The 12375-nt window shown below is 66.3% G+C and carries 17 protein-coding genes; 15 read left to right on the top strand and 2 right to left on the bottom strand.

Annotated elements, in window-relative coordinates; translation table 11 throughout:
• Positions 1 to 733: 733 nt before the first annotated feature.
• From ABZ934_RS10315 to ABZ934_RS10305, 3 genes are read left to right on the top strand one after another with little or no spacing between them, the layout of a single operon-like run.
• Positions 734 to 1807, top strand: coding sequence for a DUF262 domain-containing protein (locus tag ABZ934_RS10315; RefSeq protein WP_361311010.1), 1074 nt, complete (start codon positions 734 to 736; stop codon positions 1805 to 1807).
• On the top strand, positions 1804 to 2556 hold the full coding sequence (locus ABZ934_RS10310) for an MAE_28990/MAE_18760 family HEPN-like nuclease (protein ID WP_361311008.1): 753 nt from the start codon (positions 1804 to 1806) through the stop codon (positions 2554 to 2556). Before ABZ934_RS10315 ends, ABZ934_RS10310 begins: the two co-directional genes overlap by 4 nt.
• Entirely contained in the window at positions 2553 to 3653 is a 1101-nt protein-coding gene (locus ABZ934_RS10305) for a DNA cytosine methyltransferase (RefSeq protein ID WP_361311005.1), read from the top strand. The genes ABZ934_RS10310 and ABZ934_RS10305 overlap by 4 nt, the downstream gene beginning before the upstream one ends.
• Positions 3654 to 4280: 627 nt before the next feature.
• Here ABZ934_RS10305 and ABZ934_RS10300 read toward each other — a convergent pair.
• Complete coding sequence (locus tag ABZ934_RS10300) at positions 4281 to 4451, bottom strand: e9imm peptide (protein ID WP_361311002.1); 171 nt, start codon at positions 4449 to 4451, stop codon at positions 4281 to 4283.
• Positions 4452 to 4486: 35 nt separating this feature from the next.
• Positions 4487 to 4951: an NUDIX domain-containing protein gene (locus tag ABZ934_RS10295; protein ID WP_361310999.1), complete on the bottom strand. Its 465-nt coding sequence runs from the start codon at positions 4949 to 4951 to the stop codon at positions 4487 to 4489.
• 18 nt (positions 4952 to 4969) lie between these two features.
• On the opposite strand from ABZ934_RS10295, the gene ABZ934_RS10290 reads away from it, so the two are divergent.
• The 12 genes from ABZ934_RS10290 (at position 4970) to ABZ934_RS10235 (ending at position 12345) form a co-directional block, all read left to right on the top strand.
• Complete coding sequence (locus tag ABZ934_RS10290) at positions 4970 to 5749, top strand: GntR family transcriptional regulator (protein WP_361310996.1); 780 nt, start codon at positions 4970 to 4972, stop codon at positions 5747 to 5749.
• Between the two features lie 138 nt (positions 5750 to 5887).
• Positions 5888 to 6226, top strand: coding sequence for a hypothetical protein (locus ABZ934_RS10285; protein ID WP_361310993.1), 339 nt, complete (start codon positions 5888 to 5890; stop codon positions 6224 to 6226).
• A gap of 2 nt (positions 6227 to 6228) precedes the next feature.
• Complete coding sequence (locus tag ABZ934_RS10280) at positions 6229 to 7587, top strand: FtsK/SpoIIIE domain-containing protein (protein ID WP_361310990.1); 1359 nt, start codon at positions 6229 to 6231, stop codon at positions 7585 to 7587.
• Between the two features lie 80 nt (positions 7588 to 7667).
• Entirely contained in the window at positions 7668 to 8309 is a 642-nt protein-coding gene (locus ABZ934_RS10275; RefSeq protein WP_361311382.1) for a DUF2637 domain-containing protein, read from the top strand.
• Positions 8310 to 8320: 11 nt separating this feature from the next.
• Positions 8321 to 8512, top strand: coding sequence for a mobile element transfer protein (locus tag ABZ934_RS10270; protein WP_361310987.1), 192 nt, complete (start codon positions 8321 to 8323; stop codon positions 8510 to 8512).
• Positions 8513 to 8530: 18 nt separating this feature from the next.
• On the top strand, positions 8531 to 8689 hold the full coding sequence (locus ABZ934_RS10265) for a hypothetical protein (RefSeq protein WP_136216955.1): 159 nt from the start codon (positions 8531 to 8533) through the stop codon (positions 8687 to 8689).
• A 23-nt stretch (positions 8690 to 8712) separates the two neighbouring features.
• Positions 8713 to 9027, top strand: coding sequence for a hypothetical protein (locus ABZ934_RS10260; RefSeq protein WP_361310984.1), 315 nt, complete (start codon positions 8713 to 8715; stop codon positions 9025 to 9027).
• A gap of 89 nt (positions 9028 to 9116) precedes the next feature.
• Complete coding sequence (locus ABZ934_RS10255) at positions 9117 to 9305, top strand: hypothetical protein (RefSeq protein WP_361310981.1); 189 nt, start codon at positions 9117 to 9119, stop codon at positions 9303 to 9305.
• A 5-nt stretch (positions 9306 to 9310) separates the two neighbouring features.
• Complete coding sequence (locus ABZ934_RS10250) at positions 9311 to 9634, top strand: hypothetical protein (RefSeq protein ID WP_361310978.1); 324 nt, start codon at positions 9311 to 9313, stop codon at positions 9632 to 9634.
• A complete protein-coding gene (gene repSA / locus ABZ934_RS10245) occupies positions 9631 to 11007 on the top strand; it encodes a replication initiator protein RepSA (protein WP_361310975.1) in 1377 nt (458 codons plus the stop codon). Before ABZ934_RS10250 ends, repSA begins: the two co-directional genes overlap by 4 nt.
• Complete coding sequence (locus tag ABZ934_RS10240) at positions 11000 to 11203, top strand: excisionase family DNA-binding protein (RefSeq protein WP_361310973.1); 204 nt, start codon at positions 11000 to 11002, stop codon at positions 11201 to 11203. The genes repSA and ABZ934_RS10240 overlap by 8 nt, the downstream gene beginning before the upstream one ends.
• Positions 11203 to 12345 carry a tyrosine-type recombinase/integrase gene (locus ABZ934_RS10235; RefSeq protein ID WP_361310970.1) on the top strand — a complete coding sequence of 381 codons (1143 nt, stop codon included), beginning with the start codon at positions 11203 to 11205 and terminating at the stop codon, positions 12343 to 12345. The genes ABZ934_RS10240 and ABZ934_RS10235 overlap by 1 nt, the downstream gene beginning before the upstream one ends.
• The last annotated feature ends 30 nt before the right edge of the window (positions 12346 to 12375 follow it).

The raw sequence follows: 12375 nt of genomic DNA, 5'->3' as shown, positions 1-12375 counted from the left end.
AGGACCGCCGTTGGTGCTGTCGGGCACGCCAGCACCAACGGCGGCCCAAGACACCTCGGACTCTACGAGGCGTCGGACGAGGGCGTGCCGCGGCATGCCGGGGTGCTCGATTCGCAGCGCTGCGAGGCTGGCCCAAGCCAAGCCGCACCGTTGGCATTCAGGCACCGTATAGGGCTGCGACCCAGCGGCGCCGGCAACGGCGAGCCGATAGTCGGATCCCGTCCAGGTTGACCGCCTGCTGGGGCCAACCAATCCCCTCCGCTGAAGTCGTGTCTTACCACGTGCATGTGGTGCCCAACTCCGGTACTGCTAGTCGTGTAGCTCGTTGCCCAGCTGCCCGCCGCTCATCCGCCGCAACATCTTGAGACCAGGCTCCAGCCCAGACCCTCGGCCTACCTCCCGGGCCAAGTGCAGCACTGCTTGTCTGTCCTCATCGGCACTGATGCCGCTCATCGTTCCCAGATCTGGATGAAGGCGCGCTCTAACCTGTTGCAGATTGACGGAGGGTGAAACGTTACCGGAGCACCTCTGAACCACGTCTGGGGCCGCGGCGCTTCAGGCGGTAGAAGACTGAGTGGCCGGAGCCGCGCGCCTAGTGCTGCCGCAACGAAACGTCCCAGCCCTGGAACCGGCTGACTATACAGGCTGGTTGGACCTCGTGTATGAGATCATCGAGGTTGCGTGCGAGCCCAGGTGTCGCAGCACGAGGGACTTGACAGGGGAGGCGGCAAGTATGTCGAGCGACACGATCATGTTCACGCCGGATGATCAAGAAGCGGCTGAGAAGCAGATCGCGGATCAGACAAAGCGGATCGATTTCTACATTACCGAATACTCTGTCGAGATGCTCGCAAACAAGATGCGAAGCGGAGAGTACATCGTTCCTGCATACCAGCGCGAGTTCACCTGGGAGCATGACCGGAAGTCGAAGTTTATTGAATCCCTGATCATGGGACTTCCCATTCCGTTCATCTTCTTCTGGGAGATGCCGGACGGGAAGCTGGAAATCGTTGATGGGTCGCAACGTCTGCGGACTCTAGAAGAGTTCCTACTCGGCGGGCTGCGCCTAGGGCCGCTCGATCAGCTTTCGCAGGTATCGGACTTCACTTTCTCCGATCTTCCAGAATCACGGCAGCGCAAGATTGGCAATCGGTCCATCCGCGGAATCGTCCTGAATGAGCATGCCGACGAGGCGGCCCGGCTGGACATGTTTGAGCGGATTAATACGGGCAGCAAGAATGCAAACACTGCCGAGATTCGGCGCGGCGCTTTGGCTGGCCCATTTATGAATCTAGTAATGGAGCTTGCCGCTGAAAGTAGATTTGCCAAGCTGGCGCCCATGAGCGACAAAAGGACGAAAGAGCGCGGGTATGAAGAGCTCGTTACGCGCTTTTTTGCCTATGGTGATGGGCTTTCTGGCTACAAGGATCGACCAGCCGATTTCATCTTCAGCTACGCCAAGAAGAAGAATCTGGAATTCAAAGCATCTCCTTCACTTGCCGACGACTATCGCCGCCGTTTCTGGGAGATGCTGGACTTTGTTGAGCGCGTCTTCCCCTACGGCTTCCGCAAGATCGGGACGGGGAATGCAACGCCGCGTGCCCGATTTGAAGCAATTGCGATCGGCTCTTCTCTCGCTTTGAGGGATTCGCCGGAGATTGCCTCACGCGACCGCAGTGAGATTGGCGTGGACTCGTGGATTCAGGGCCCCGAGTTTATGAAGATCACGGGATCCGACGGAGCCAATGCCCGATCGCGACTGGAGGGGCGTATTAATTTCGTTCGCGACCGGCTGATTCGGCAGTGAACGCATCGGATCTTCTGCCGTTCTTCGAAGAGAGGTATGGAGAAGTCGACGCCTACCTCAATTTACTTGAAGAGATGGAGAAGGCCGCCCAGTCTGGTGCACCGCGTTTGGAGGGGTCGGGATATAAGATCACTGCCCTCCAGCAGAAGATCTTGTACTCCAGCTTGTATCTCCAGCTGTATAACCTTGTTGAAGCAACTGTGTCGCGATGCGTGGGTGCTATAACGAGAGCGGCAACAGCAGCTGACCAGTGGCAGCCCCATCAGCTCAATGAGGAGCTGCAGAGGGAATGGGTCCGCTCCATGGCCCGTACGCACACAGAGCTGAGTCCGGACAATCGGCTGAAGTTCGCTATGCAGCTAAGCGATCACATCGTCCAGCAATTGCCGGTGAGTGAGTTTATCGTAGAGGCTGGTGGGGGTGGCAATTGGGACGATGAGGCGATCTACAGCATCGGGAAGCGCCTGGGCTGCGTGATCTCCATCACTCCCCCCACTCGCCAGGCGGTGAAGGCCAAGCTGCGAGACGGTGCCGGCCCGCTAAAGCTGGTCAAGATCAGGCGGAACGCCCTGGCGCATGGATCCGTCTCCTTCGTCGACTGCGCTGATGGCGTGGCCGTCATCGAGCTCCGCCAGATGGCTGAGAGCGTCGAGGGATACCTACGCGAAGTGATACACTGCTTTATTCGCTATATTGAAACCTATAACTTTCTTCGGTTGGATTGCCGGCCGAGTGGTGGTGCCCCATGAAGCCTAAGACTCCCAGAATTTCCGCAGTCGACCTTTTCTGCGGTGTGGGTGGGCTTACGCATGGATTGGTGCGAAGTGGCGTCGATGTTCGGGCTGGGATTGATCTCGACCCGTCGTGTAGGTATCCGTACGAGGCCAACAACTCGGCAGTCTTCGTCGAGCGGGATGTCAATGAAGTGACGCCGGCTGAGATTAAATCCTACGTAGGCGGACGAAAGGGCTACTCGCTATTGGCGGGATGTGCCCCCTGTCAGCCATTTTCGACCTACAGTCAGAGCGGTCGCAGCAAGAAACGTGGGCTGGATTGGCAGCTTGTATCAAAGTTTGGCGAGCTGGTTTCCCAGGTGCAGCCAGATCTGGTGACGATGGAGAATGTTCCTCAGCTCCAAGACCATGAAGTTTTTGAGCAGTTTCTTGGTAACCTCCACGGTTATAGCGTTAGTGCGTCGGTCGTTGAGTGTATCAAAATCGGTGTTCCGCAATCCCGAAAGAGGCTCGTTGTTATCGCGTCGAAGCTGGGCGCGCTGGAGATTGAGGCCGTAGGTAAGAAGGGGAATTCCGTTCGAACCGTGCGGCAAGAGATTGCTGACCTTCCGCCGATTGCGGCCGGCGAGAAGCATGCAGATGACCCTCTTCATGCAGCTTCGTCTCTCAGTGAAGTTAATATGAAGCGCATCCGTGCGTCCAAGCCGGGCGGGACCTGGCGAGATTGGGATCCTGAGCTTCTTGCGGCATGCCATCGCAAAACGACTGGCGCTACGTACCCCAGTGTGTACGGGAGGATGGAATGGGATGCGCCCGCACCCACCATCACCACCCAGTGTTTCGGTTATGGAAATGGGCGTTTTGGTCACCCTGAGCAGGACAGGGCCATCTCGTTGCGAGAGGCTGCCATGCTTCAAACATTTCCGAGAGACTATAAGTTTCTAGCAGATGATGAAACTGTCACCTTCAGTCGCCTGGGGCGGTTGATCGGCAATGCGGTTCCGGTACGCCTGGGTGAGGTTATCGGAGAGATCTTGGTTGAGCATGTGCGTAAAGCGGAAAAGGGAACTCTTCGTCCCATTTCCGAGGAGCTGAGCGGGCGACTTTTCTAGGCGCCCGCGTCCGCGGTCCTGCCCCCAGCAACCCGGTTAGCTATTGGGTGGGATGCTGATCAGCCATAGCGAGCCGATACCGACGTGGAGCGACCGCGCGCCAGCACACGTGGCTTCCTTCAGTAAGCGCGACTTTAAGCGATTCAACCGGAGGCCTGGCGCTTGCCTTGCCCACCACTTCCCCAACTCCCATCCCGTCCGCCGTCGACCCACACGCATGTGGAGCAGGCGCGGTGCCGGGCGTCCAGGTGGAGCGCCCAACTGGACGAACGACCTGGACGCCCGGTGCCGTGTCTGCTCGGCTTGTCCTGGGTCGACGGCGGACGGGATGGGAGTTCCCCGCCTCAGCCCCATCCGGCCGGCACTCGCGAGCGGCGCCCCCGCCATCCCGGTGCTTGTTGCGCCCCCGCCGGAGGCATGTCGGTGAGCGATGGACCCAGCGGCCCGTAGGGCTCGACTCATGCCCTTGGGCCTATCCCACTCGTAGGGGCGGGCGTCGGCGCAGCGCGCGCGGAGCGGGCCGAAGGCAGGAGCGTCGCGCGGAGCGGAGCCGGGAAGCCCGCCCGGCGGAGCGGAGCGCAGCCGGGTGCTTGATGAAGTAGGGAAACTCTTACCGCGTCGCCGGCCTCAGAGCGCGAAGGGCTCGTATGCCATGGCTCGGTCCACGATCTTCTCGGCGCTCAGGTTGGGATCGAAGTCCCAGTAGATGTAGTCGCTGATGTGCGGGCACCGCAGTGCCAGCCTCAGGGCGTTCACGGTCGCGTCGGCTTCGGCCTCATCGGTGATGCTGCCGTCCATGAGCTGTGCAACTAGTCGTACCGCTTCGTCGCGCGTCACGCTGTGAGGAGCTGGCGGCCGTCGTGGCTGCGGACGTGAGGGCCCGCGTTGTCCAGGGCGTCCAGGAGGCGGATCGCGTAGACCTCGGACATCTGGGCTGCGACCTCGTCCGGGGTCAGCCAGGCAACCGCGGTTGATTCTTCCGAGGTGCGCTCGGTGCCGCCGGACGGCTTGCAGCGGAAGACCAAGGCGACGATGCCGCGCGTGGTGTTCTTGTAGACCCCGGTGAGCTCGTCTACCTCGACCTCGATGCCCGTCTCCTCCAAGACCTCGCGGCGGACGCCGGCCTCCGGGGGCTCGGTGAGTTCGAGGACTCCGCCCGGCAGTTCCCACGTCCCGTTGTCCGCGCGGCGGATCGCCAGGATCCGGCCGTCCTCGCGTAGCACTGCCCCGGCGACGGACACGGAGTGCAGTGGCGTTGACTTGTCCTGCGGGGAACCCGTACTCATGTACAGGAGCATAGGAGGAAGAGAAGGACTATGGGAACCGCAGTGGGAGGTGGCAGGGCCGTACCTCGGTACGTGCAGATCGCCGACGACATCGTCCAGCAGATCCGCGCCGGGGTACTGAGTGCCGGCGACATGGTGCCGAGTGAGTCCGAACTGGTGGAGCGCTACGGCGTCTCCGGCGGAACGATCCGCAAGGCCATGGTGGAGGTCCGCGCGAGCGGCCTGGTGGAGACGCGGCACGGCAAGGGGTCGCTGGTGAAGGCCCGGCCGCCGGTACGGCACCGGTCCTCGGACCGCTTCCGGCGTACGCATCGGCAGGAGGGCAGGGCGGCGTACCTCGCCGAGTCCGCGCAGTCCGGGGCCGAGGCCAAGGTGAGCGTGCTGTTCATCGGACCTCTGGAGGCTCCGGAGGAGATCGCCGAGAGGCTCGGAGTCACTGCGGGAACAAAGGTCCTGGCTCGGCGGCGCCTGTACTTCCGGAACGGGACGCCGGTCGAGACGGCTACCTCGTACCTGCCCTGGGATGTGGTCAAGGACATCCCGGAACTGTTCGCCGAGAACCCCGGCCCGGGTGGCATCTACGCCCGGCTTGAGGATCAAGGTCACGTCTTCGTGGAGTTCGTAGAGACACTCCAGGCAAGGCCGGCCGCCAAGGCGGAGGCAACGGAGCTGGTGCTCAGTCCGGGCGCCCCGGTCGTGCATCTGCTCCGCGAAGCCGTCACGGAGGAAGGCCGGGTGGTGGAGGTCTGCGACACCCTCATGGCCGCTGATCAGTTCGTCTTCGAGTACCGGATTCCGGCGCGCGACTGACGCTCGCTCAACTCTCTGCAACCCGCTGCGATTTCCTCGCGTAGCGGGTTGACTCATGTATAGGAGTCAGGCACTCTTTTTCATATCACTCATGTACATGAGTGCCGGAGTTCGACCTCTATAGAGGAGTGATCTGCTGTGCGTCAGATTCCCGTCGACACCACCGGCGCGACCGTGATGGTCGCCCAGCCCCCGCAGCTCAAGCTGCGCGACAAGAAGACCGGTCAGGTCGCCGTCGACAACGAGAGCGGCAACAACCTGATGACCGTGGACGTGCTGTTCGTGATGAACGGCAACGCCGAGGTCATCTCCGTGACCGTGGCGGAGCCCGACATTTCCGGGGAGCTGGCCATGGGTACCCCGGTCGCGCTGACCGGCCTGGTCGCCCGGCCGTGGGAGAACGAGTTCAACGGTCAGAAGCGCCACGGGATCAGCTTCCGTGCCGTCGCCGTCACCTCGCTGGCCAAGGCGGGCTGAGCATGACCGCCTTATGGGTCACGCTGCTGGTGGTCCTCGCGTTGGCGCTCGTACTGCGCTGGCAGCGGCCCACCTGGTACTGGATGACCTTCGGGGTCACCTTCGCGGTGATCCGGGTCCTGGTCCGCTACCGCGCGGTGATGGACGCCTGCGGGCTCACCGTCCCGCCCTCCCGCTGGCGGCTCACCGTGGCCCGAGTGGCCAACCGCCCCGTTCCCGAGTCCCGCTCGCCGCGCATCCTGAGGCTGCGGCCCACCGCGACCGGCCTCGTCCTACGGCTGAAACTCCGGCCCGGACAGGACGCGTTCGACTTCTCCGCCTCCTCCGACCGGCTGCGGCACTCCTTCACCCTTCACAACGTCGTCTCCCGGGAGATCCGCTCCGGCGTCGTAGAGCTGCGGATGACCGGATACGACGTACTCAAGCGGGTACGGATGCCAGTCGCCCGATCCGCCGAAGTGCTGCGGATACCCGTTGCTCTGCGTGAGGACGGGCAGGTTCACCACCGGGACTACCGAGAGGTCCCGCACGCCCTGAACGTCGGGGCGACCAAATCGGGCAAATCCGTCTACCAGCGCACGCTGGTCGCGGGGCTGGCCTCGCAGAACGTCGCGCTCGTCGGAATCGACTGCAAGAACGGCGTGGAACTCGCGCCGCTGACAAGGCGCTTCACCGCGCTCGCTGACAATCCGGCCGCCGCGGCTGATCTGCTGACCGCGCTCGTCCAGTACATGGGCCGGGTGTACGAGGTCATCCGGGCCGAGCAGCGCATCAGCGCAGACCTGCCGGATACGGAGATCACCGCCGACATCTGGGACCTGCCCGCGCACCTTCGCCCGGTCCCCGTCGTGGTCCTCGTGGACGAGGTCGCGGAACTCGCCCTCGCCGCCAATAAGGCCGAAGAAGCCCGGCGAGACCGGATCGTCACTGACTTGGTCCGCCTCGCTCAGCTCGGCCGCGCCGCCGGCATCCACCTGGAGGTCTGCGGCCAGCGCTTCGGCTCGGAACTCGGCAAGGGGATCACCATGCTCCGAGCCCAGCTCACCGGCCGTACCGCCCACCGCGTCAACGACGAGACCTCCGCGAACATGGCCTTCGGCGACATCTCACCGGACGCCGTCCTCGCCGCCGTCCAGATCGACAGGGACCGCCCCGGCACCGCCGTGGCAGGGGACTCCTCCGGCGGCTGGTCCCGCATCCGGGCCCCGCACACGACGCTGCGCCAGGCTGTGGACATCTGCAACGCCCACGCCCACCGCACCCCGGTGATTCCGGAGCTGGAGCCCTTCCGGCCCGTGCTCCCGGCCCGCGTACTCGTCGGCAAGGTGCAGCCGAAGCCCACCACAGCAGGTGCCTTCTAAGCACCTGGCCCACCCCTGGTCGGCGCGACCTCAACGCGCCAGGTCCCTACCCACCCATGCCCGAAACGGAGGTGAAGACCATGGCCCGCCTGGTCCGCCCGGACGCCGTCCTCGTCCAGGCCGTCATCGCCGGAGCCCTCTCCTTCGCCCACCTTCACGACCTCGCCGCGGCCGCCGGACAGGATGGCTGGAAAGCCTGGGCCTACCCCATCAGCGTGGACCTGCTCCTCGTCGCCGCCTGGCACCGCCTCCGCACCCTGCGGGACGCGGGAGAACCCTCGCGCTCCGCCTGGTCCTGGTTTGCCGTCGCTCTCGCCGCCTCGCTCGGCGCGAACGTCGCGACCGCCGGCCTTCTCGACCTCGGCGACGTGCCCGCGTGGCTGCGCATCCTCGTCGCCGGGTGGCCCGCCCTCGCCTTCCTCGGCGGCACGCTCCTGGTCCACCGGCCTACGTCGTCTCCTGAGCCGGACCCGGAGCCCGTGCAAGCACCTCAGCCCGTGGTCGACCGGGCGACAGAACCCGGCGTACAGGACGCCCCGGTTCCCGCCCTGCCTGCCCCGGCGCCGCCGGTCAGCGCTCCGCCCGCCCTCGTCGCACACGCCCAGAAGATCGCCGCCGACCACCGCAACCGGACCGGCTCGGACATCGACACCGAGACCCTGCGCGCCCGGCTCGGCGTCCCACCCCAGATGGCCGACGCCATCGCCGCCCAGCTCGCCTGACAGGAGATGCCATGCCCGCTCGGATCAACTTCCGCTCGCTGATGAAGATCGGCCCCGTCCAGATCGGCACCTACCGCGACCGCCACGGCCGCACCAAGGACGCCGCCGTCTGCACCAACGACGGTTGCGGCTGGTCATCCGACTACAGCTCTTCGACCGCCGCCCAGCTCGCCGCCCGCTCCCACCGCTGCCGCGTCAGCTGACCCGAAAGGCCACACGTCATGGACGTCCCGCTCTGGTTCGCCCTCCTCGTCGTCGGTGTCCTCGGCTACAAGCTCATCCGCCCGCCGCTCTGGCTCGTCGCCGTGATCCTCCTCGGCGGCTTCCTCCTCGCGGACAGCTTCCTCGCCCCGGCCATCGACACCGCGATCAACAAGTAGCCCGTCCCGAAAGGAGAACGACCGTGTTCAAGCCCCAGTACCCCCGGCCCGACACCTACACCCCGGCGACCATCCGCCCGACTCCCGCGCCCATCGAGCACACGGAGTCGACCTCGCCCCCCGCGAAGTCCCCGACCGCCCTCGGCGGCCTGGTCCAGCAGTCGCCCGGCACCGCACTCGCCCTCGCCGCCGGCGGAGTCGCCGGAGTCCTCGCCCTGGCCTCCGTCGCCGTCTCGCTGCTTCTGGCCGTCGCCGTCACCGCGGTCGCCCTGTCCGTCAGCGCCGTCGTCCTGCTCTTCCTCGTCCGCGCTCTGCGCCAGGAGTTCAAGAGCCACTGACCGGCCCCGGGACGGCCTCAACCGCCAAGTTTCCGCCGTCCCGGCGCCGTGCTCCTGCCCGATCCAACGAACCGGAAGGAACCAACATCATGGCCCAGCCCATGGCCCTGCCCGCCCAGCCCTGCCCCGATTGCGGCGGCTTCCCCGCAGTAAAGGTGACCCTCGGCGGCCGCGACCGTACCGGCGCCCTGCGCACCATCACCGCCCACTGCCCGGCTTGCCACGGCACCGGCGAGCGATTCGCCCGCCGCGTCGTCGTCACCTCGGCCGGGCGGTGAACACCATGCTGACCGACATCGACTTGAACAACCCGCTGACCGCGCAGACCGCCGTGTTCGCGGCCCTCGCCCAGCTGGCGGAACTGCATCCGGACCTGCCCGGTGCCTACATCACCACCAGCCAGATCACGCCCCACGAGGCGCACGTCCTCCTCGACAGCCCGGCCGACCTGGAGGCATGGCGCCTCGCCACCCACACCGACGTCGGCGACGTGCAGCTCATTGACCTCAAGGGCGACGTGCAGCTCCTGTTCACGGCACCGTTCGGCCGGATCACCCTCAGGATCTACACCATCTTCACCCCCGCGTCCCTGGCGGTGGCCGCGTGACCTACCCCACGACCCTCGCGGACCTGGACCCCGGCCTCCTCGGCGACATGCTGAGGGTGGCCGGGGCCCGCGGTTACGCCCGCTGGGAAGACCAGATTTACCGCACGGGCGGGTGCTCCGACCCGATCCACATCACCGGCTGGACCGTCGTCAAGGACAAGACATCCGGCGAGATCCTGCACCGCTACTCCACCGAGAACGAACCCGGCGCCCGCCTCCGGATCGCCTGCGGAAACCGCCGCGCCTCCCGCTGCCCCGCCTGCGCCTGGACGTACGCGGGCGACACCTACCACCTGATCCGGGCCGGGCTCGCCGGAGACGACCGCCGCGACATCCCCGCCACCGTCCGCGAACACCCCCGCGTCTTCGCCACCCTCACCGCCCCGTCTTTCGGCCCGGTCCACAACCGCCCCGCCGGCCGCCCCTGCCGCTGCGGCCGGCACCACCAGGAGGACGCCGCCGAACTCGGCGCCGCCCTCGACCCGACCACCTACGACTACGCCGCGGCCGTCCTCTTCAACAACCACGCCGGGCAGCTCTGGCAACGCTTCACGACCCGACTGCGCCGCGAGATCGCCGCCTCCGCCGGACTGACCCAACGGGAGCTTCACGACACAGCCCACATCTCCTACGGCAAGGTGGCCGAGTTCCAGAAGCGTGGGGCGATCCACTTCCACGCCGTGATCCGCATCGACGGACCCGCCGGCCCCTCCAGCCCGCCGCCCTCCTGGGCCAGCACTGAACTCCTCGACCGCTCGATCCGGGCCGCCGTCGCCCACTCGTACACGTCGATCACGGTCCCGGCCGCCGCCGACCAGCCCGCGCGCACCTTCCGCTGGGGTGCCCAGCTCGACATTCGCCCCATCAAGGCGTTCGGAGACGGCTCCGACATCACCGAACAGGCCGTCGCCTCCTACGTCGCGAAGTACGCCACCAAAGCGGCTGAGAACACCGGCACCCTCGACCGCCGCATCGGCAACCGCGAGGCCCTGGTCCTCCTCGACGTGCCCCACCACACCGCCCGCCTCATCGGGGCCTGCCTCGACCTCGACCCGCTCTACCCGGACCGCCGCCTCGCCGCCTGGTCGCACATGCTCGGCTTCCGCGGCCACTTCTCCACCAAGTCCCGCCAGTACTCCACCACTCTCGGCGCCCTCCGCCAGACCCGCGCCGACTACCGCGCCGCCCAGGAACGCGAAGCACGCGGCCTCGCCGACACCGAACCGGACACCGTCCTCGTCCTCGCCTCCTGGCAATACGCCGGCCACGGCCACACCCCCGGCGAATCCGTCCTCGCCGCCACCATCGCCCGCGACATCCAACTCAACCGCCAGACCGCCCGCGAAGCCCTGCAAGGAGAGCAGCATGAATGAGCGCTACCTCAGCGTCGTCCAGGTCGCCGAACTGCTCGGCACCACCGTGCGGTTCCCGCGCCGCCTGATCGAGGAGCGACGGATCACCTACGTGAAGGTCGGCAGGCACGTCCGCATCCCGGAGAGCGCCGTGCGGGAGTACATCGCCGCCCACACCGTCGAGCCGCGCCGCCGCCGTTTGGGGGTGGCTGCCTGATGGCCGCGAAGCGCCGGCAGTTCGGGCGGGTGCGGAAGCTGCCCTCAGGTCGGTACCAGGCTCGGTACGTCGGCCCAGACGGGCAGCTGCGTCCCGCTCCGGAGACGTTCCGCACCAAGAGGGACGCGGATGACTGGCTCGCCGACAAGCAGACCGAGATGCGGCGGGGGGACTGGCACGACCCGGACGCGGGGAAGGTCGCCTTCGGTCCCTATGCCCTCGCCTGGATCAAAGAGCGCGAGCTCACCAGCACCACCCGGCAGCTCTACGGGTCCCTGCTCAAGCACCACCTGGAGCCGGTCCTCGGCTCCATCAACCTGGCGGAGATCTCGCCGCCCCTCGTGCGGCGCTGGCGCGCCGACAAGCTCGCCGCCAGCACCGGGCCCACCGTGGCCAAGGCGTACGCCCTCCTGCGCGCCATCCTGGGCACCGCCGTGTCAGACCAGCTGATCCGGCGGAACCCGTGCCAGGTCAAGGGAGCCAGCACCGTCCACACGCCGGAGCGGCCGACCGCCACCGTGCAGGAGGTGTACGCGCTGGCCGATGTGATCCAGCCGCGCTATCGCACCCTGGTGCTCATGGCCGGGTTCCTCGGCCTGCGCTGGGGTGAGCTGATCGGCCTGCACCGTCGGGACATCGACTTGGAGCACGGCAGCGTGCGCGTCCGGCGGTCCGTCGCCGAGCTGGGGAACGGGCAACGGGAGATCAAGGCGCCCAAGAGCGCCGCGGGCAAGCGGACGGTGTCCATCCCCGGCGTGATCCTCCGGGACATCTGCGAACACCTGAGTCTGTACGCCGAACCGGGCGCTGATGGGCGTGTCTTCATCGGGGCGAAGAAGGCCACCCCGCGCCGGAACCACTTCAACCGGCTGTGGCACAAGGCGTGTCGCGAGGCAGGGATCAAGGGGCTTCATTTCCATGATCTTCGGCACACGGGCAACACTCTGACCGCGTCCACGGGAGCCAGTACGCGGGAGCTGATGGCGCGAATGGGTCACAGCACAGCTCGCGCCGCGCTGATCTATCAGCACGCCAGCGCCGACCGGGACCGGCTGATCGCCGACGCACTGAGCGGGCTTGTGGAGAGGGGCAGAAGAGACACGGACGAGCGCAAGGGGCACGCGGGGGACACGGACGGCTGATCGGAGCCCCCGGGAACGACTCAGGGCCAG

The organism is Streptomyces sp. NPDC046557, from assembly GCF_040645975.1.
Taxonomy (GTDB): Bacteria; Actinomycetota; Actinomycetes; order Streptomycetales; family Streptomycetaceae; genus Streptomyces.
The sequence above is the reverse complement of the archived record's forward strand: the minus strand, read 5'-3'. Positions and strand labels throughout refer to the sequence as shown.

What these genes read in the sequence shown, in the direction of transcription:
- ABZ934_RS10265 (WP_136216955.1), top strand. Translation starts at nt 8,531, where the DNA reads ATGGACGTCCCGCTCTGGTTCGCCCTCCTCGTCGTCGGTGTCCTCGGC.
- ABZ934_RS10275 (WP_361311382.1), top strand. Translation starts at nt 7,668, where the DNA reads ATGGCCCGCCTGGTCCGCCCGGACGCCGTCCTCGTCCAGGCCGTCATC.
- ABZ934_RS10255 (WP_361310981.1), top strand. Translation starts at nt 9,117, where the DNA reads ATGGCCCAGCCCATGGCCCTGCCCGCCCAGCCCTGCCCCGATTGCGGC.
- ABZ934_RS10280 (WP_361310990.1), top strand. Translation starts at nt 6,229, where the DNA reads ATGACCGCCTTATGGGTCACGCTGCTGGTGGTCCTCGCGTTGGCGCTC.
- ABZ934_RS10295 (WP_361310999.1), bottom strand. Translation starts at nt 4,951, where the DNA reads ATGCTCCTGTACATGAGTACGGGTTCCCCGCAGGACAAGTCAACGCCA.
- ABZ934_RS10250 (WP_361310978.1), top strand. Translation starts at nt 9,311, where the DNA reads ATGCTGACCGACATCGACTTGAACAACCCGCTGACCGCGCAGACCGCC.
- ABZ934_RS10290 (WP_361310996.1), top strand. Translation starts at nt 4,970, where the DNA reads ATGGGAACCGCAGTGGGAGGTGGCAGGGCCGTACCTCGGTACGTGCAG.
- ABZ934_RS10235 (WP_361310970.1), top strand. Translation starts at nt 11,203, where the DNA reads ATGGCCGCGAAGCGCCGGCAGTTCGGGCGGGTGCGGAAGCTGCCCTCA.
- ABZ934_RS10240 (WP_361310973.1), top strand. Translation starts at nt 11,000, where the DNA reads ATGAATGAGCGCTACCTCAGCGTCGTCCAGGTCGCCGAACTGCTCGGC.
- ABZ934_RS10305 (WP_361311005.1), top strand. Translation starts at nt 2,553, where the DNA reads ATGAAGCCTAAGACTCCCAGAATTTCCGCAGTCGACCTTTTCTGCGGT.
- ABZ934_RS10315 (WP_361311010.1), top strand. Translation starts at nt 734, where the DNA reads ATGTCGAGCGACACGATCATGTTCACGCCGGATGATCAAGAAGCGGCT.
- ABZ934_RS10300 (WP_361311002.1), bottom strand. Translation starts at nt 4,451, where the DNA reads ATGGACGGCAGCATCACCGATGAGGCCGAAGCCGACGCGACCGTGAAC.
- ABZ934_RS10270 (WP_361310987.1), top strand. Translation starts at nt 8,321, where the DNA reads ATGCCCGCTCGGATCAACTTCCGCTCGCTGATGAAGATCGGCCCCGTC.